The organism is Blautia argi, assembly GCF_003287895.1.
GTDB classification, from domain to species: Bacteria; Bacillota; Clostridia; order Lachnospirales; family Lachnospiraceae; genus Blautia; species Blautia argi.
In genome coordinates this window covers 1,080,620-1,096,841 of record NZ_CP030280.1, presented here as the reverse complement: position 1 = coordinate 1,096,841, position 16,222 = coordinate 1,080,620, and the positions used below count along the sequence as shown (strand labels likewise).

The 16,222-nt window shown below is 42.5% G+C and carries 16 protein-coding genes, 1 pseudogene and 1 other annotated feature; all 17 genes and pseudogenes read right to left on the bottom strand.

Annotated features, from left to right (window positions below; all coding sequences use genetic code 11):
- Positions 1–53 precede the first annotated feature (53 nt).
- Complete coding sequence (locus tag DQQ01_RS05370; protein ID WP_111919023.1) at positions 54–641, bottom strand: sigma-70 family RNA polymerase sigma factor; 588 nt, start codon at positions 639–641, stop codon at positions 54–56.
- Positions 638–1,387 carry a 23S rRNA (guanosine(2251)-2'-O)-methyltransferase RlmB gene (gene rlmB / locus DQQ01_RS05365; RefSeq protein ID WP_111919021.1) on the bottom strand — a complete coding sequence of 250 codons (750 nt, stop codon included), beginning with the start codon at positions 1,385–1,387 and terminating at the stop codon, positions 638–640. The genes DQQ01_RS05370 and rlmB overlap by 4 nt, the downstream gene beginning before the upstream one ends.
- A complete protein-coding gene (locus DQQ01_RS05360; RefSeq protein WP_111919019.1) occupies positions 1,377–1,820 on the bottom strand; it encodes a Mini-ribonuclease 3 in 444 nt (147 codons plus the stop codon). Before DQQ01_RS05360 ends, rlmB begins: the two co-directional genes overlap by 11 nt.
- Positions 1,805–3,211, bottom strand: a complete 1,407-nt coding sequence (gene cysS / locus DQQ01_RS05355) for a cysteine--tRNA ligase (protein WP_111919017.1) — start codon at positions 3,209–3,211, stop codon at positions 1,805–1,807. Before cysS ends, DQQ01_RS05360 begins: the two co-directional genes overlap by 16 nt.
- 7 nt (positions 3,212–3,218) lie before the next feature.
- Positions 3,219–3,938, bottom strand: coding sequence for a serine O-acetyltransferase EpsC (epsC, locus tag DQQ01_RS05350; protein WP_111919015.1), 720 nt, complete (start codon positions 3,936–3,938; stop codon positions 3,219–3,221).
- Between the two features lie 69 nt (positions 3,939–4,007).
- Positions 4,008–4,253 (bottom strand) — a binding site (T-box leader).
- A 44-nt stretch (positions 4,254–4,297) separates the two neighbouring features.
- Positions 4,298–5,221, bottom strand: coding sequence for a S66 family peptidase (locus tag DQQ01_RS05345; protein WP_242980598.1), 924 nt, complete (start codon positions 5,219–5,221; stop codon positions 4,298–4,300).
- Positions 5,222–5,466: 245 nt separating this feature from the next.
- Positions 5,467–5,718, bottom strand: coding sequence for a hypothetical protein (locus tag DQQ01_RS05340; RefSeq protein ID WP_111919013.1), 252 nt, complete (start codon positions 5,716–5,718; stop codon positions 5,467–5,469).
- Between the two features lie 51 nt (positions 5,719–5,769).
- The gene (locus DQQ01_RS05335) at positions 5,770–6,285 is read right to left on the bottom strand and encodes a hypothetical protein (protein WP_111919011.1); all 516 of its coding nucleotides are present in this window, start codon (positions 6,283–6,285) and stop codon (positions 5,770–5,772) included.
- 295 nt (positions 6,286–6,580) lie between these two features.
- Positions 6,581–7,183 carry a sensor histidine kinase gene (locus DQQ01_RS05330; RefSeq protein WP_111919009.1) on the bottom strand — a complete coding sequence of 201 codons (603 nt, stop codon included), beginning with the start codon at positions 7,181–7,183 and terminating at the stop codon, positions 6,581–6,583.
- Positions 7,184–7,209: 26 nt separating this feature from the next.
- Entirely contained in the window at positions 7,210–7,887 is a 678-nt protein-coding gene (locus DQQ01_RS05325) for a hypothetical protein (RefSeq protein ID WP_111919007.1), read from the bottom strand.
- A gap of 8 nt (positions 7,888–7,895) precedes the next feature.
- The gene (locus DQQ01_RS05320; protein ID WP_111919005.1) at positions 7,896–8,594 is read right to left on the bottom strand and encodes a LytR/AlgR family response regulator transcription factor; all 699 of its coding nucleotides are present in this window, start codon (positions 8,592–8,594) and stop codon (positions 7,896–7,898) included.
- A gap of 164 nt (positions 8,595–8,758) precedes the next feature.
- Positions 8,759–10,093, bottom strand: a complete 1,335-nt coding sequence (gdhA, locus tag DQQ01_RS05315) for an NADP-specific glutamate dehydrogenase (RefSeq protein WP_111919003.1) — start codon at positions 10,091–10,093, stop codon at positions 8,759–8,761.
- A 193-nt stretch (positions 10,094–10,286) separates the two neighbouring features.
- Positions 10,287–11,843: an ABC-F family ATP-binding cassette domain-containing protein gene (locus tag DQQ01_RS05310; protein WP_111919001.1), complete on the bottom strand. Its 1,557-nt coding sequence runs from the start codon at positions 11,841–11,843 to the stop codon at positions 10,287–10,289.
- Positions 11,844–11,849: 6 nt separating this feature from the next.
- Positions 11,850–12,383, bottom strand: a complete 534-nt coding sequence (ispF, locus tag DQQ01_RS05305) for a 2-C-methyl-D-erythritol 2,4-cyclodiphosphate synthase (RefSeq protein WP_278278187.1) — start codon at positions 12,381–12,383, stop codon at positions 11,850–11,852.
- Positions 12,384–12,406: 23 nt separating this feature from the next.
- Positions 12,407–14,967: pseudogene (locus DQQ01_RS05300) on the bottom strand (heavy metal translocating P-type ATPase).
- Between the two features lie 15 nt (positions 14,968–14,982).
- On the bottom strand, positions 14,983–15,243 hold the full coding sequence (locus DQQ01_RS05295) for a metal-sensing transcriptional repressor (protein WP_111918997.1): 261 nt from the start codon (positions 15,241–15,243) through the stop codon (positions 14,983–14,985).
- A gap of 97 nt (positions 15,244–15,340) precedes the next feature.
- Positions 15,341–16,120 carry a ZIP family metal transporter gene (locus DQQ01_RS05290; RefSeq protein ID WP_111920838.1) on the bottom strand — a complete coding sequence of 260 codons (780 nt, stop codon included), beginning with the start codon at positions 16,118–16,120 and terminating at the stop codon, positions 15,341–15,343.
- Between the last annotated feature and the right edge of the window lie 102 nt (positions 16,121–16,222).

Here is a 16,222-nt window from a genome sequence, read left to right as displayed (position 1 = left end):
TAATTTTTTATCTGTTTTTGTAATTTTTCCTTTTTTACATAAAATTCTCACAGCTATTCTTCTATCATGCCATGAATTTTACCGCGAATCCGCTGCAACGCATTGTCCACAGACTTGTCCGGTTTTTCCAGCTTTTTCGCAATCTTCCGGTAATCCATACCCTGCAAATAGAACTTCAACACCTGATTTTCAAAAGGGCTTAGTACCTTACAAATCCGTTTTTTCAGGTTGTCTGCACTCTCCCTGCCAATGACAATTTCCTCCGGATTTAACTGCACCGTATCCTCAGTATTTGCCAGAGGTCCGTCCTCCTGACTCAGAGAAATATAGGTATTTAAAGGTCTGTGCTTCTGTCTGCCGGAAATTTCAATAGCCTTACACATCTGCCGTTCCACACATAAGTTGGCAAAGGTAGAAAATGACGCATTTTTTCCCGGCTGATATCCCTGCACTGCCTTAAAAAGCCCTATCATGCCCTCCTGAATCAAATCCTCCTGTTCCCCGCCTATGAGAAACATGGCATGGGCTTTTTTCAGTACCATGGGCTTATACTTTTTAATCAGATAATCCTCTACGGAATGTTCTCCTTTTTGCAGAAGCTCGATGATTTCCTCATCTGAGCATTGTTCATAATTTTTCATTTTTCCATTCTCTGACGCACAATTTCAAAAGCAAGTACGCCTGCTGCCACAGACGCGTTTAAGGAATCAATATCACCTTTCATGGGGATAGATGCAATAAAATCACATTTTTCCCTTACCAGCTTGGACACACCGTCCCCTTCATTGCCAATCACCAGCCCCATAGGTCCCTTTAAATCCAGATCATACATGGTGGTTCCGCCCATATCTGCACACACAAACCACATACCCTCTTTTTTCAGCTGTTCAATGGTTCTTGCCATATTTGTCACCTTTGCCACAGGCGTATAATTCAACGCACCTGCCGAGGTTCTGGCAACTGTGGCAGTCAGACCGACGGCTCTGTTTTTCGGAATAATGACGCCGTGGGCGCCTGCCAGATTGGCAGTTCTGATAATAGCACCCAGATTGTGAGGGTCTTCAATATTGTCCAGAAGAATCAGAAACGGCGGTTCTCCCTTTACCCTTGCTGCCTCCAACATCTCTGCCACCTCTGCGTAATTGTAAGCCGCAGTCATGGCAATGACACCCTGATGCATACCTGTTTCCGACAGTTGCTCCAGACGCTCCTTTTTCACAAATTTCACTATAGTATCATGCTTTTTCGCTTCCCTTAAAATCGTGCGGACAGGACCGTCCTCACATTTTTCCAGCACAAAAAGCTTATCCACGGATTTCCCGGAACGAAACGCCTCCAGTACGGCATTGCGTCCCTCTATTTTTGTTTCCTGGAATTTATTCTCCATCTGCTTCTCCTTTTGCCTCTTCTGTCATTCCCAGTTTAATCAGTTCCAGCATTCTCTCCCACTGCTCCGTGAGATACAGATATCCCATAAGCGCCTCAAATCCTGTTGCCCTGCGGTAATCTGACATGGTTGCATTCTTTGCCATGGTATAGGATTTGGCGTTGCGTCCCCGTTTAAACACTGCCATTTCCTCTTCTGTCAGATAGGGTTTCAGCTTTTCAATCATTTCTGACTGTGCAGACGCCTTTACCAGACGGTTGGCTCTCTGATTCAGCTTATTTACCTGTGTGTTACCCTTTTCCACCAGAATCGTACGGACAACCAATTCATAAATTGCATCTCCGATATAGGCAAGTGTCAGGGGAGAATACGTCCGGATATCCGTATCCGCTAACTGAAACATTTCCTTTAAATAGCTTAAGCTCGCTTCCATTGTACACCCTCTCTTGTATCCTTCAGAATAATGCCCATGTCTGCCAGCTGGTCGCGAATTTCATCTGCACGCTTGAAGTTTTTCTCTTTTCTGGCTATCTGACGTTCTTCAATTAATTTTTCAACATCTTCGTCTAAGACATCTGCCTCTTTGTTTACCAGAAGTCCCAGAATATCGCTTAAATGTACAATAGTATCCAGAAGTTCCTGTACAAATCCCTTTGTACTTGTTCCGTCTGCCTGTGTATTTGCAAATTTTACCAGTTCAAAAATTGCTGCAATGGCATCTGCGGTATTGAAATCATCTTCCATGGATTCTTCATATTTCTTCACATAACCCTGGATTTCTGGCTCCAGTTCCAGTTCTTTTGCTGTCTTTTCCCCTTCCGGCGCTGTTTCCAGCAAATGCTTTAACTGGTCTACGCAGGTAATGATTCTATCGAGAGCATTTTTTGATGCTTCCATAAGTTCTGCGCTGAAATTCAGCGGACTTCTGTAATGTGCGTTTAACATGAAGAAACGCAGTACCTGTAAGTCATATTTTTCTCCGATTTCTCTCACGGTAAAGAAATTCCCCAGAGATTTGGACATTTTCCGGTTATCAATATTTAAAAAGGCATTGTGCAGCCAGTATCTCGCAAAAGGCTTTCCGTTGCAGCATTCAGACTGTGCAATTTCATTCTCATGATGAGGGAAAATCAAATCCTCGCCACCTGCGTGAATATCAATTTCCTCGCCCAGATATTTTTTGGACATAACAGAACATTCAATGTGCCAGCCGGGGCGTCCTTCACTCCACGGAGATACCCAGAAAGGCTCTCCTTCCTTTTTCGGTTTCCAGAGTACAAAATCCAGTGGGTCTTCTTTCTGGTCTTCTCCGGATACCTGCAGAGAGCGGAATCCAGACTGCAAATCCTCCAGGTTCTTATGGGAGAGTTTTCCATATTCCTTAAAATTTTTCACCCGGAAATATACGGTGCCGTTGACCTCATAGGCAAAACCCTTGTCAATCAGCGTCTGAATCATATCTATCATGCCGTCAATTTCCTGAGTAGCCAGAGGGTGTGTGGTTGCAGGTTTTACATTCATATCTGCCATATCTTTTTTACATTCTTTAATATATCGGGTAGAAATTTCTTCTGCGCTTACGCCTTCCTCTACTGCCTTTGCAATGATTTTATCGTCCACGTCTGTGAAATTAGAAACATAATTTACCTCATACCCCTTATATTCCATATAACGGCGCACGGTATCAAATACAATCATAGGTCTTGCATTTCCAATGTGGATAAAGTTGTAAACCGTAGGTCCGCAGACGTACATACTTACTTTTCCCTCTTTTAAAGGAACAAACTCTTCTTTTCTCTTTGTCAGTGTGTTATAAATTTTCATATGCTTTTTACTCCTTTTTCATTTTCTGTTCTGCAAGTTCTCTTGCCCTGCGGCATTTTGCTTCTCTTTCCTGCATATCCTTCAGTTCATAGCCCATTTTCTGAAGCTCTGAACGGAGTTGTTCATTTTCATGCTGGAGATAATGAATATCGTCCAGTGTAGGGTCTGGCAGATGTACCTGGTCCATATCCACCCGCGGCACCTTCTGATTTTCCTTTTTTACTACACGCCCCGGAACGCCTACCACGGTACAATTAGGCGGTACCTCTTCCAAAACCACGCTTCCTGCGCCGATTTTAGAGTTTTCTCCAATGGTAAACGACCCCAGGATTTTAGCGCCGGCGCTGACCATAACATTATCTCTAAGCGTTGGGTGGCGCTTTCCCGTTTCCTTTCCCGTTCCCCCAAGGGTCACACCCTGATACAGGGTTACATTATCCCCAATAATCGTAGTTTCTCCGATAATCACCCCTGCACCATGGTCAATAAAAAGCCCTTTTCCAATCTTTGCCCCGGGGTGGATTTCGATTCCCGTCTTTCTGGCAGCTCTCTGGGAAATCCACCGTGCAAGGAAATAATGTCCCTTTTCGTATAATTTATGCGCTCTCCTGTATTGTATCATAACACGAAAGCTGGGATACAGCAAAACCTCCATGGGCGTTTTAATTGCCGGGTCCCTTTCCTGGATCACCTGAAACTCTTCTTTAATATGTCCGATAAATCCCATGTCACACTTCCTTTCCTGTATGAAAACTGTATGCAAAATAAAAAACACCCCTACACTGCTGCTTTGCAGTATAGAGGCGAATGATTCCGCGGTTCCACTCTATTTGAAGACAAAATTTCTGTCTGCCACTCCTTTGTCCATAACGCAGACCTGCGTATCCGGCTATGTCCTGTTCTTTCTAATCAAAGAATCTGCCTTCACCGAATCAGCTCCCGAATGCACTTTCCGAGGTTTCTTTTAAGGCAGCTTACAGCCGATGACCGCCTCTCTCTGAAAAAGAAGAATGTTCGTACTCTTTTCGTTCCAAGCCTTTTTCTGTCTTTCTCTAGTTTATGCATAAATGAGGGATTTGTCAATGTTTATCTGAGTTTTTCCAGTGGATTTGTGAGCAGTGTCACAGACTTTGCTCCTGCGTCCAGACAAATCTCACTCCCGATAGGCAGGGTAAGCATGGGGTGGGTATGGCAGCAGTCAAAATCCGCCAGTATTGGAATCTTGGGCGTTCCCAGTACCTCCAGCAGGATTTCATACGGCTTTCTGCCTGTCCCGTTATCATCAAATTTTTCATGCTTGCCCAGAATAATCCCTCCGACTTTTTCAAACACGCCTGCCAATTTTAAAAGGGAAAAAGAACGTTCAATCGTACAGGCATCTTTCAGGGAATCTTCTATAAAAAGAAGATCTCCTTTTCGGATTTCCGGCATGTATTCTGTTCCGAAAAAGCCTTCCATGGTGTTCAGATTCCCACCTATCAGTCTTCCTTTTACCTGACCGGGATTTACACAAATCCACTGGTTTTCCCGCTCTTCTTTTCCCCTTGTCTGTCTGTTCCAGTCTATAAATTCGTCTGTCCAATATTCAGGCGTGGGAAAGGTATAAGGCAGCTTCCCATAGCCTTGAAGCATGGTTTCAAACTGCGCGTACGTCCAATCTACAAAAGGCGGCAGTTCCCCAAAAGAAGATGCCAGGGCAGGTCCGTAAAATACCGGAAGTCCCGTTTTTTCATAAACAGCCAGCAGCAATGCCGTTGTGTCCGAATACCCTATGATGATTTTCGGATGGGCTTTCAGATACTCGTAATCCAGGTATGGTAAAATTGAATTGGTATTATTTCCTCCTATGGCTGCCATAAGTATGGAAATATCCTCCCGGTACAAAAGCTGATTAAACTCCTCTGCCCGCTCCTTTATGGTGCCGGAACGATAAAAATTCCCTTTGCTTGTACAAGCTTCCGTCCACAATCCCAAAGCCTTTGCTTTCCAAATATGCCTTTCCTCTCTCATACCGCACAGATGCCGTAACGGAAACTGGGGACGAAGAGGAGAATATGCCTATGGTAATGGGGGTTTTGTGTTCTGCTAGTTTCATATGCTCACTTCCTTAAAAATTTTTTCCTATTTTAACATACAAGAAATGAAATTTCCATGAATTTTCTCGGAAAAAGTCCGGCAATTTTAATTTCTATCATAGAAAAAACTGCCGGACTTATAAATATGACCAATATATCTCTTTTTTTATCTTGGAACTGTCAAATCCACATACCTATTGCATTTATTAACAAAAAAATTGCTGCCAATAAAGAACTCTTTTTTTTATCCGATTTTTGAAGTATATATTCTACAAATATGCAGAAAAAAGCACTGATGTTCATTGCTGTCATAACACATTTTCTACCAAATCCACCTGTATTTCCAGTTAAGATAAGAATTATCCCAATTACAACTAATGTCCATGCCAAATATTTTAAAATTTCAGAGTATTTATCTCTACTAGCTTTCATTAAATTACTCCTATCAAATCTGTGCGTGCTGCATCTGTATAAAAATAGAACTTATGATACATTCTTGGTCTTCCTCCCTACTAATTCATCAGTATAATATGTAATATCTGTATAATAAATTGTAGGAAGATGACGACCTACTATTATATCTGCTATAGCAACAACTGCTGACCAACCTCCTGAACCTACAAGTGCCAATATCGCAGCAGCTACACCTGCAACATCATCTATATCTGTGTTTAATACCCCATTTCTTCTACTCATTTCATGCGATCCATATAACAAAATATCCTCTTCTGAATCTCCGATACACTTCCCAGCGACAACCAAAACACCGTTATATTTATTGTAAGTTATCGAATGCAGCGTCCCTTCTATTTCATAATCCACTTGTCTTAGCGTTTCATTCTCATACAAAACAAATTCAATGTTTTGGTTCCCAATCACAGTTTCAAATTCTTCTCTCTGTACCTCTTCTTCCTGTGCCATGACTGGTAGTATAGATAAATTTGTAGTCATTACTAAAATTAAACAAATACTCAAAAAACCTTTTACTAACTTTCTCATTCAGAACACTTCCTAAATATATCGTTTTATGCTATCGAATGGTTAACAAAATAAGCCATTGGAATCCCTCCTTTACAAACTATAATTTCTACAATATTAAAATAGACACAATCTTTTATCCAAATATCTGATCAAATATCTCTTTAATTAAGTCCTCCCAAAATCCCAACACAGAAACATCTCCAACAAAAAAATTCATAATCTCTTTCGCCTCCTTGTCCTTTCTTCTAATACAACAATAGCAAAAGAAATTATGAATCTCAACATTAACTCTTTTATCGGTTAAATAACTTGTTTATTGGTTATATCTCAGCATGATTGTACATATAAACTCCTCCCCCTGTACTTTAAAATTAAACAATCCATTTTTACCTTCTATCATTTCTTTTACATTTTTCATTCCCATACCATGATTTTTCCCCTCTTTTTTTGATGTCACAGGCAATCCATCTTTTCCTAATCTTACACTCTCTTCTTGTATGCTGTTTTTTATCTGACAACTCAAACTTCCTGCATATTCTTTAAAATAAATATAGATATGTCTTTCTTCATCTCCCTGTATTCGATTTACTGCTTCTACTGCGTTTTGAAACAAGTTTGCAAAAATACAACATAAATCCACTTCATCTATCGGAATCGCATCGTTACACTTCCCTATAACCCGAATCTGTGTCTTCTTTCTAATCCTGCCTGTATGATAGTTTAACAAAATATCCAATATAAGATTTCCTGTATCGTAATTTTTATTTTGTATCTGCTGCATATCCTTTTGTAAAGTTTCAATATAATGAGAAACCAGCTCTGTCTTTTTATCATCTGCAAGTGCTTTTAAACACATCAGATGATTTGTAATATCGTGACGATATTTTCTGGTTTCTTCTTCTTTTTGCAACAGCATTTCATAGTAGTTCTTCTGCGAATTTCTCAATTTTTTTCAATATCTACCGTTTCTTTCATTTTCTCATTCATACGTTCCACATGGTATATTGCCACAACCAGTATGACCAGACTGGAAAAGGAAAAAATGCTTAGTACTGTCATATAAGTATAAGCTTGTCCGTTTAAAAGCTTATCTTTCATATAGCTTAATCCTGCCAAAACAAGCGCTATCTGACTTGCCATAACGAAAATCAGAATCCACTTTCCCTTCTGCAAGAGCTCCCCAAATTTATGATAAAAATTCCATTTTTTCTGTTTTTTTACAATATGTATAATGAAAATACAAAAGAGCATGATAATATCGCTGATAATTACAATAACTTCTTTTTCAAAACAGTAATCCATTCCTGCCACAAACCAGACAACGATATCATTACATATCTCGTCTATGCAGGTAACACAGAAAACTGTGAGAAGAATTGTTAAAAAATTTTTTCTTTCTTTTATCCTGACGGTTAAAAATTGTATACTTATGACCACAAGATAGAGAAATAAACTTTTTTCTACATTTGTCACATTCACAAATTCAATCAACACCGCATATAATAACAGTGCGAAAATCCCTATATTTTTTCGTCGAATTTCTGCTTTATATAAAACAGAAAAAATCAGCCAATATTTCAGCCATTCCAAAATAAATACTATCAAGTAAAACCTTTTCATATTCCCTGTCACCTGTAAACAATCTGAAATTCATTGTAAAGTTTTTCAAAATCTTTTTGCTTTCTCCTGGAAACCCTACTTTCTACAGAAGCAAATTTAATTTTTCCTTTGTTGTATTCCTGAATATAAAACAAGTTGACACAGTACTGCTTGTTAATCCGGTAAAAGCATCGGGAATCCAGCACTTTCTCTAGAACATTTAAAGAACACTCTTTTCTGTATCTTTGGTTGCCAATAGAAAATTCCGTATATCCATTATATGCTTCTGCATACAAAATCTTAGATTGCACAATACTATATTCCACTCTGTCTTTATATACACTTATTTTTTCTCTTCCGATAAGCTGCTGCTCATATGATTCTAATGCTTCCTTGATTTCTTCTCTATCAAATGGTTTTGTGACAAACCGGAATGCTCCAAATTTAAAAGTTTCCTTGAATCGCTCTACCCGGCTTGTTGCCATCACGATTTTACAGTCAGCATAAAGACTGTGAATTTCTTTTCCTGCCGAAATTCCATCTATTTCCGGCATTTCTATATCAAGAAAAATCAGATTCAGATTTGCTATATTTTTCAACAAGTCTGATGCTGAAAAATAACAAAAGATTTCATATTCTGTATTGATATCCTGCAAAATATTTTCCAGAATCTCTTTTAGCTGATAAACCACTGCTTTCTCATCGTCACATATTCCTATCCTTACCATGAAAATCCCCTCTATTTCAAAGTTCTAAAAAAAGGATACCTCTTCTTTTTTTCTTTTGCAACCTTTTCCCCTCAAATGCGACCACCCCGGTAAGAGAGTTTCCTCTCCCACCGGGGCAGTCTTATGCGGAGTTCTATTCTATTTCTCAAATTTGATTCACTGTATTAGCAAATACCCTGTGCAATCATAGCTTCTGCAACCTTCTCAAAGCCTGCTGCATTAGCACCTACTACATAATTGCCTTCAAAACCATATTTCTTGGCAGCGTCTGCCATGTTGTGGCAGATATTTACCATAATACCCTGTAATTTTGCATCTACTTCTTCAAAACTCCAGCTTAAACGCTCGCTGTTCTGGGACATTTCCAGTGCGGAAGTAGCCACGCCGCCTGCGTTTGCAGCTTTACCGGGTGCAAAGATTACACCGTTTTCCTGAAGGTATTCGGTAGCCTCCAGTGTTGTCGGCATGTTTGCGCCTTCTGCCACTGCAAAGCAGCCGTTTGCCACCAGAGCCTTTGCATCTTCCAGAGTCAGTTCGTTCTGTGTTGCACACGGAAGAGCTATGTCACATTTTACAGTCCATACGCCTTTTCCTTCGTGGTATTCTGCGTTTGGTCTGTAGCTTGTATATTCGCTCAGACGGGCACGTTTTACTTCTTTGATGTCCTTTAATGCTGCCAGGTCAATGCCTTCCGGATCGTATACCCAGCCTGTGGAATCTGAACAGGTCACTGGTTTTGCACCTAACTGGTACGCCTTTTCAATAGCATAAGTTGCCACATTTCCGGCTCCGGATACTGCAACGGTTTTTCCTGCCAGTTCTTTTCCATTGATTTTCAACAATTCCTCTGTAAGATACAGAAGTCCGTATCCTGTTGCCTGTGTTCTTACTAAAGAACCGCCATAGGTCAGACCCTTTCCTGTCAGCACGCCTTCATATGCATCACGGATTCTCTTATACTGTCCGAAAAGATAGCCGATTTCTCTTGCACCGACACCAATATCACCTGCCGGTACGTCTGTGTCCGGACCAATGTGGCGGTATAATTCTGTCATAAAGCTCTGACAGAATGCCATAACCTCTCTGTCAGATTTGCCTTTTGGATCAAAGTCAGAGCCACCTTTTCCGCCACCGATAGGAAGGCCTGTCAGGGAGTTTTTGAATACCTGTTCAAAGCCCAGGAATTTAATAATTCCCAGATATACAGACGGGTGGAATCTCAGACCGCCCTTGTAAGGTCCGATTGCGCTGTTAAACTGTACGCGGTAGCCTTTGTTTACCTGTACGTTTCCTTTGTCATCTACCCATGGAACGCGGAACATAATGACTCTTTCCGGCTCTACCAGACGCTCCAGAAGCGCTTCCTTACGGTATTTTTCTTCATTGGCATCTACAACCGGTCTTAAAGAATCCAGAACTTCCTTTACTGCCTGGTGAAATTCCGGTTCTCCCGGATTTTTTTTAACAACTGCTTCAATAACCTCATCTACATATGACATGGCCGTTCCTCCTGTTAAAAGATATTGTATTCACTATGTTTTGTATTATAATGCCATACTCTCAATTTTGCAAGTTTATTTTTCAATTCCTGCATATTTTTTGATTATACCTTATATTCCACATTTTTATGAAAACGAATTGCATGTTTTATTTTTTACTGTTTCATTTTCTTTTTCACAGTAACGCGTGGCCTTACTGTATTCTCGTACTCCAGGATGAGCAGTCCCAGACATCTGTGGCAAGCCCTTCATAAAATTCCGGTTCATGGCAGACCATGAGAATGGTTCCCTTATATTCCTTTAAAGCCCGTTTCAGTTCATCCTTTGCGTCCGCGTCCAGATGATTGGTGGGCTCATCCAGAATCAGCACATTGCTCTCCCGGTTGATAATTTTGCACAGACGCACCTTTGCCTGCTCGCCACCGCTTAACACCCGCACCAGACTTTCGATGTGCTTTGTAGTCAGTCCGCATTTTGCCAGGGCTGCCCGCACCTCATATTGCGTATAGGAGGGAAATACGTCCCAGATTTCCTGAATACAGGTATTTTTATTTCCTTTTGGCATTTCCTGCTCAAAGTATCCGATTTCCAGATAATCGCCCAACTGTACCTTTCCGGACAACGCCGGAATCAGACCCAGAATGCTTTTTAAAAGCGTGGTCTTTCCGATTCCGTTAGAGCCGGTGAGTACAATCTTTTCTCCTCTTTCCACCCGCAGATTCAAAGGCTTTGAAAGAGGTTCCTCATATCCAATCACCAAATCTTCTGTTTCCACCACAAAGCGGCTGGGGGTTCTGGCTGTCTTAAAGTGAAATTCCGGCTTGGGTTTTTCCTTTGCCAGTTCAATCACGTCCATTTTATCCAACTTTTTCTGTCTGGACATTGCCATGTTTCTGGTTGCCACCCTTGCCTTATTTCTTGCCACAAAATCCTTCAGTTCACTGATTTCCTGCTGCTGGCGGTTATAGGCTGCCTCAAGCTGAGCCTTTTTTACGGCATAGACCTCCTGGAAATGGTCATAATCCCCTACATACCGGTTCAACTCCTGGTTATCCATATGATAAATGAGATTCACAACACTGTTTAAAAACGGAATATCGTGAGAAATCAGGATAAAGGCATTTTCATATTCCTGTAAATACCGCTTCAGCCATTCAATATGCTCCACGTCCAGATAGTTGGTGGGCTCGTCTAAAAGCAGAATATCCGGCTTTTCCAAAAGCAGCTTGCCCAGCAGGATTTTCGTTCTCTGACCGCCGCTTAAATCCGTCACATCTCTATCCAGACCAATGGCGGTCAGCCCCAGAGCCCTGCCGACTTCCTCTACTTTGCTGTCAATCACATAGAAATCATGCATGGTGAGCAAATCCTGTATGGTCCCCAGCTCTTCCATCATCTTTGTCAGTTCTTCTTCTGTGGCTTCTCCCATGCGGTCACAAATCTGATTCATCTGCTCTTCCAGCTCAAAAAGCCAGGAAAAAGCAGACTTCAGTACATCGCGAATCGTCATGCCTTTTTCCAGCACGGTGTGCTGATCCAGATAGCCTACACGGACATTTTTTGCCCACTCGATTTTGCCCTCGTCCGGCACCAGATTCCCTGTAATAATATTCATAAAGGTAGATTTTCCCTCGCCATTGGCGCCTACCAGTCCGATATGCTCTCCTTTTAATACTCGGAAAGAAACGTCCTGAAAAATGGCACGGTCACCAAAACCGTGGGATAAATTCTGCACATTTAAAATACTCATCTTACTCTACTCCCTGTTGCAGCACCCGCCGCAGCCTCTCTGTATTCTGTCATCTCCCATAAAGTCCTGCACATGGGTAAGCGCACAGACCGCATGGGCAGAAATGCCTTCCTGGCTTCCCGTAAAGCCCAGCCCCTCTTCTGTGGTTGCCTTAATATTTACCTGATCTTCTTCCAGATGCAGCGCCTCTGCTACATTGGAAATCATGGTATCTATATAAGGCAGAAGCTTTGGCTTCTGGGCAATAATGGTGGCATCAATGTTATTAATCACATACATCTTTTCCTCCAGCAGCTTTCCCACATGCTGCAAAAGCTTTATGCTGGAAATCCCCTTGTACTGGGGATCTGTGTCCGGGAAATGCCTTCCGATATCTCGAAGAGCCGCTGCTCCCAAAAGAGCGTCCATAATGGCATGCACCACCACATCTGCATCTGAATGTCCCAAAAGCCCTTTTTCCCAGGGAATCTTCACCCCACCTAAGATTAAATCTCTGCCCTCTGTCAGCTTATGGACATCATATCCCATTCCTACTCGAATCATCTTTTTTCACTCCCGATTTCTTACTCTACGGATACGACTTCATAACCTGCCTCAACCACTGCTTTTGTCAGGTCTTCTTTTGTCACCTTTGCTTCTGCTTCCACATAAGCCTCTTTTTTCTCCAGATTTACCTCTGCCTTTACACCCTCCATGGCATTTAAAGCCTTTGTCACTGCTGCCTGGCAGTGTGGACACATCATTCCTTCGATTTTCATTGTATACATCATTTTTTCCTCCTGATAATTCTATTATTTCTGCAATATGGGGCTCTTCTTCTCTTTTTGGCGCCTTCAGTACATGGAAGAACCGCAGCCGCAGGGCATTAGATACCACAAAAAGACTGCTGAGGCTCATAGCCGCTGCACCAAACATAGGACTCAACTTCAATCCGAATATGGGATAAAGAAGTCCTGCTGCCAGTGGAATTCCACAGGTATTATAGAAAAATGCCCAGAACAGATTCTGTTTAATATTCCGGATAACTGCCTTGCTCAGACTGATGGCTGTCACTACGTCCAGCAAATCGTTTTTCATCAACACAATATCCGCACTTTCAATGGCAACGTCTGTTCCTGCCCCAATGGCAATCCCTACATCAGCTCTGGCAAGGGCAGGCGCATCATTAATGCCATCTCCCACCATGGCAACCACCTGTCCGGATTCCTGGATTTTTGCCACCCTCTCGTTCCTTGTCCTGTGGCAGAACCTCAGCAATCACAGTATCTATCTCAAGCTGCTTTTGAATGGCTTTTGCAGTTCTGGCATGATCCCCTGTAAGCATAATAACCCGAATCCCCAGTTTTTTCAACTCTTTTACTGCCTGTGCACTGGTGGGCTTCACCACATCTGCCGCACCGATTACACCGAGCACCCTGGATTCTTCTGCAAAAATCAGCGGAGTCTTTCCTTCTTCTGCCAGCTTTTCCATAAGCGGCTGTATTTCCCTGCAGTCAATTCCATGCTCCTGCATCAGCTTTTCGTTGCCTGCATAAAACATCTGTCCTCTGATTTTTGCCTGTACCCCTTTTCCGGTAATGGAAAGAAACCCCTCTGTTTTTGGAATGGAAAGCTTTTCTTCCCTGACTTTCAGGAGAATCGCCTCTGCCAGCGGGTGCTCGCTTCCCGCTTCCAGAGCTCCTGCTATTTTCAGAAGTGCTTCCCTGTCTGTGTGCAGGGCATGAACATCTGTTACCACTGGTTTTCCCTGGGTAATAGTTCCTGTTTTATCCAATACTACACTCTGAATATTATGGGCGACTTCAAGGGCCTCTCCAGATTTAATGAGGATTCCATTCTCTGCCCCTTTTCCTGTTCCCACCATAATGGCAACCGGCGTGGCAAGTCCCAGAGCACAGGGACAAGAAATCACCAGCACTGCAATTCCGCAGGATAAGGCAAACTCAAAGCCTGCCCCGGATAAAAGCCAGCCCGCAATGGTAAGAAGGGAAATTCCCATAACCGCAGGAACAAAAATCCCTGCGATTTTATCGGCCATTCTGGCAATGGGCGCTTTACTTGCGCTTGCGTCCTCCACCAGGCGGATAATCTGGGAAAATACTGTATTTTCCCCTGTTTTATCTGCTTTCATCTTAAAGAAACCGGTTTTATTCATGGTAGCTGCAATGACCCGGTCGCCGGGAAGCTTGGATACGGGAATGCTCTCTCCCGTAATGGCTGCCTCGTCCACACTGGTACTTCCCTCCAGCACCACGCCATCTGCAGGAACGCTTTTTCCGGGTTTTACATGAAGCACATCTCCCGGAACAATCTCCTGTGCAGGAATTTCCACAATCTCTCCATTGCGCTCTGCAAGAGCTGTCTTAGGCGCCAAATCCAGCAGTTTTTTCAGGGCATCTCCTGTCTTCCCCTTGGAACGTGCTTCCAGATATTTTCCTATATTAATCAACGCCAGAATCATGACTGAAGATTCAAAATATAAATCATGGCGATACTGGTTCACCAGAGAAAAATCCTGTACGCCCAGCCCGTGTCCCATTCGGTAAATGGCAAAAATCCCATAAACCAGAGAAGCGCCTGAACCCACGGCAATCAGCGTATCCATGTTGGGCGCACCGTGAAACAGCGTACTGAAGCCTTTGCTGAAATACGCCCGGTTTATATACAGCACAGGCAGACACATGAGAAACTGGGTAAAGGCAAATGCCACGGCATTTTCTGTTCCAGAAAGAAAGGACGGCAGTGGAAGACCTGCCATATGCCCCATGGCAACGTACATCAGAGGAATTAGGAAAACAAAAGACCAGATAGTTCTTCTCTTCATCTCCTCCAAATGCTTCTGCACCGGATTTTCTTTTTCCTGTTCTGCAAATCCTGTACCTGCATTGATATTTTTTCTTTCTCCCTGTTTTGCATCTGCCGGGGAAGCGCCGTATCCTGCATGAATCACAGCGTCAATAATCCCTTTTTCCTTTAAAACAGTTTCATCGTACTGTACCTGCATACTGTTTGTCAGCAGATTTACACTGACCTCCTCTACACCTTCCAGTTTACGGACACATTTCTCCACTCTGGAAGAACACGCGGAGCAGGTCATACCTGTTACGTCAAATTTTTCCTTCATATATCCCTCTCCCTCCTACATGATTTTGCCCAGCATGGCAACCAGCTCGTCCACCTTTTCCTCCCGCTCCTCATCGGTTTTGGCATTGGTAACACAGCTTTTTAAATGCGCAGTTAAAATTTCTTTGTTTGCCTTGTTTAAAATTGCCTCTGTAGCCATAAGCTGATGAGAAATATCCATACAGTAGCGGTCTTCCTCTACCATTTTTAAAATTCCTTCAATCTGCCCTCTGGCTGTTTTTAATAATCGGTTTATCTTTGCTTTATCTGCCTGCATCTCTTCATCTCCCTACACCCCGGTGGGGTATATTCTTGATGAGATTACTCTAACATAAAAGAGAGAAAAAGACAAGTCCTTTTCTCTCTTTCTCCTTTTATCCCAAAGCCACATCTAAAATCATCATCAGCGTAAATCCTGCTGCAAACCCCATGGTTCCTATGTTGCTGTGTTCTCCCCGACTGGCTTCCGGTATCAGTTCTTCCACCACTACATAAATCATAGCTCCTCCTGCAAAGGCCAGAAGATAGGGAAGCACAGGCTGTATAAAACGAAACAGCAGAACTGTTACAAAAGCTCCTAAAGGCTCTACAATCCCGGAGAGAATTCCGTAAAGAAAAGCCTTTCCCTTCCCCATACCTTTTTCGCTTTTCAGAGGCAGCGAAATAATCGCCCCTTCCGGAAAATTTTGAATGGCAATTCCCAAAGACAGCGCCATAGCCCCTGCCAGGGTAATTTCTGTCTGCTCTGCCAGCATACCGGCAAATACCACGCCTACTGCCATTCCCTCGGGAATGTTGTGCAAAGTCACTGCCAGCACTAACATAGTTGTTTTTTTCAGATTACTCTTTTTTCCTTCCGGCTGACTTTCTCCTATATGCAAGTGGGGAATGATTTTGTCCATGCCAAGAAGGAAGAACATTCCCAGCAAAAAACCTGCTGCTGCAGGAACAAAGGCAAATTTTTCCATGGACGCAGACATGTCCATAGCCGGAATCAAAAGCGACCACACTGCCGCTGCCACCATAACGCCTGACGCAAAACCCAAAAGCGCCTTCTGAAGCAAGGGTTTTATTTCATTTTTTAAAAAGAATACACAGGCAGCGCCTAAGGCCGTACCTGCAAATGGAATCATAATCCCTGCAAAAAGTTCCATAACTACCTCCTTTTTCATCATCTTATTATAGCCTTCTATAAAATACACCATTTTTATCTATTTTTCAATGAACTTTCTGAAGCCAAGAAAAACACTCAGGTT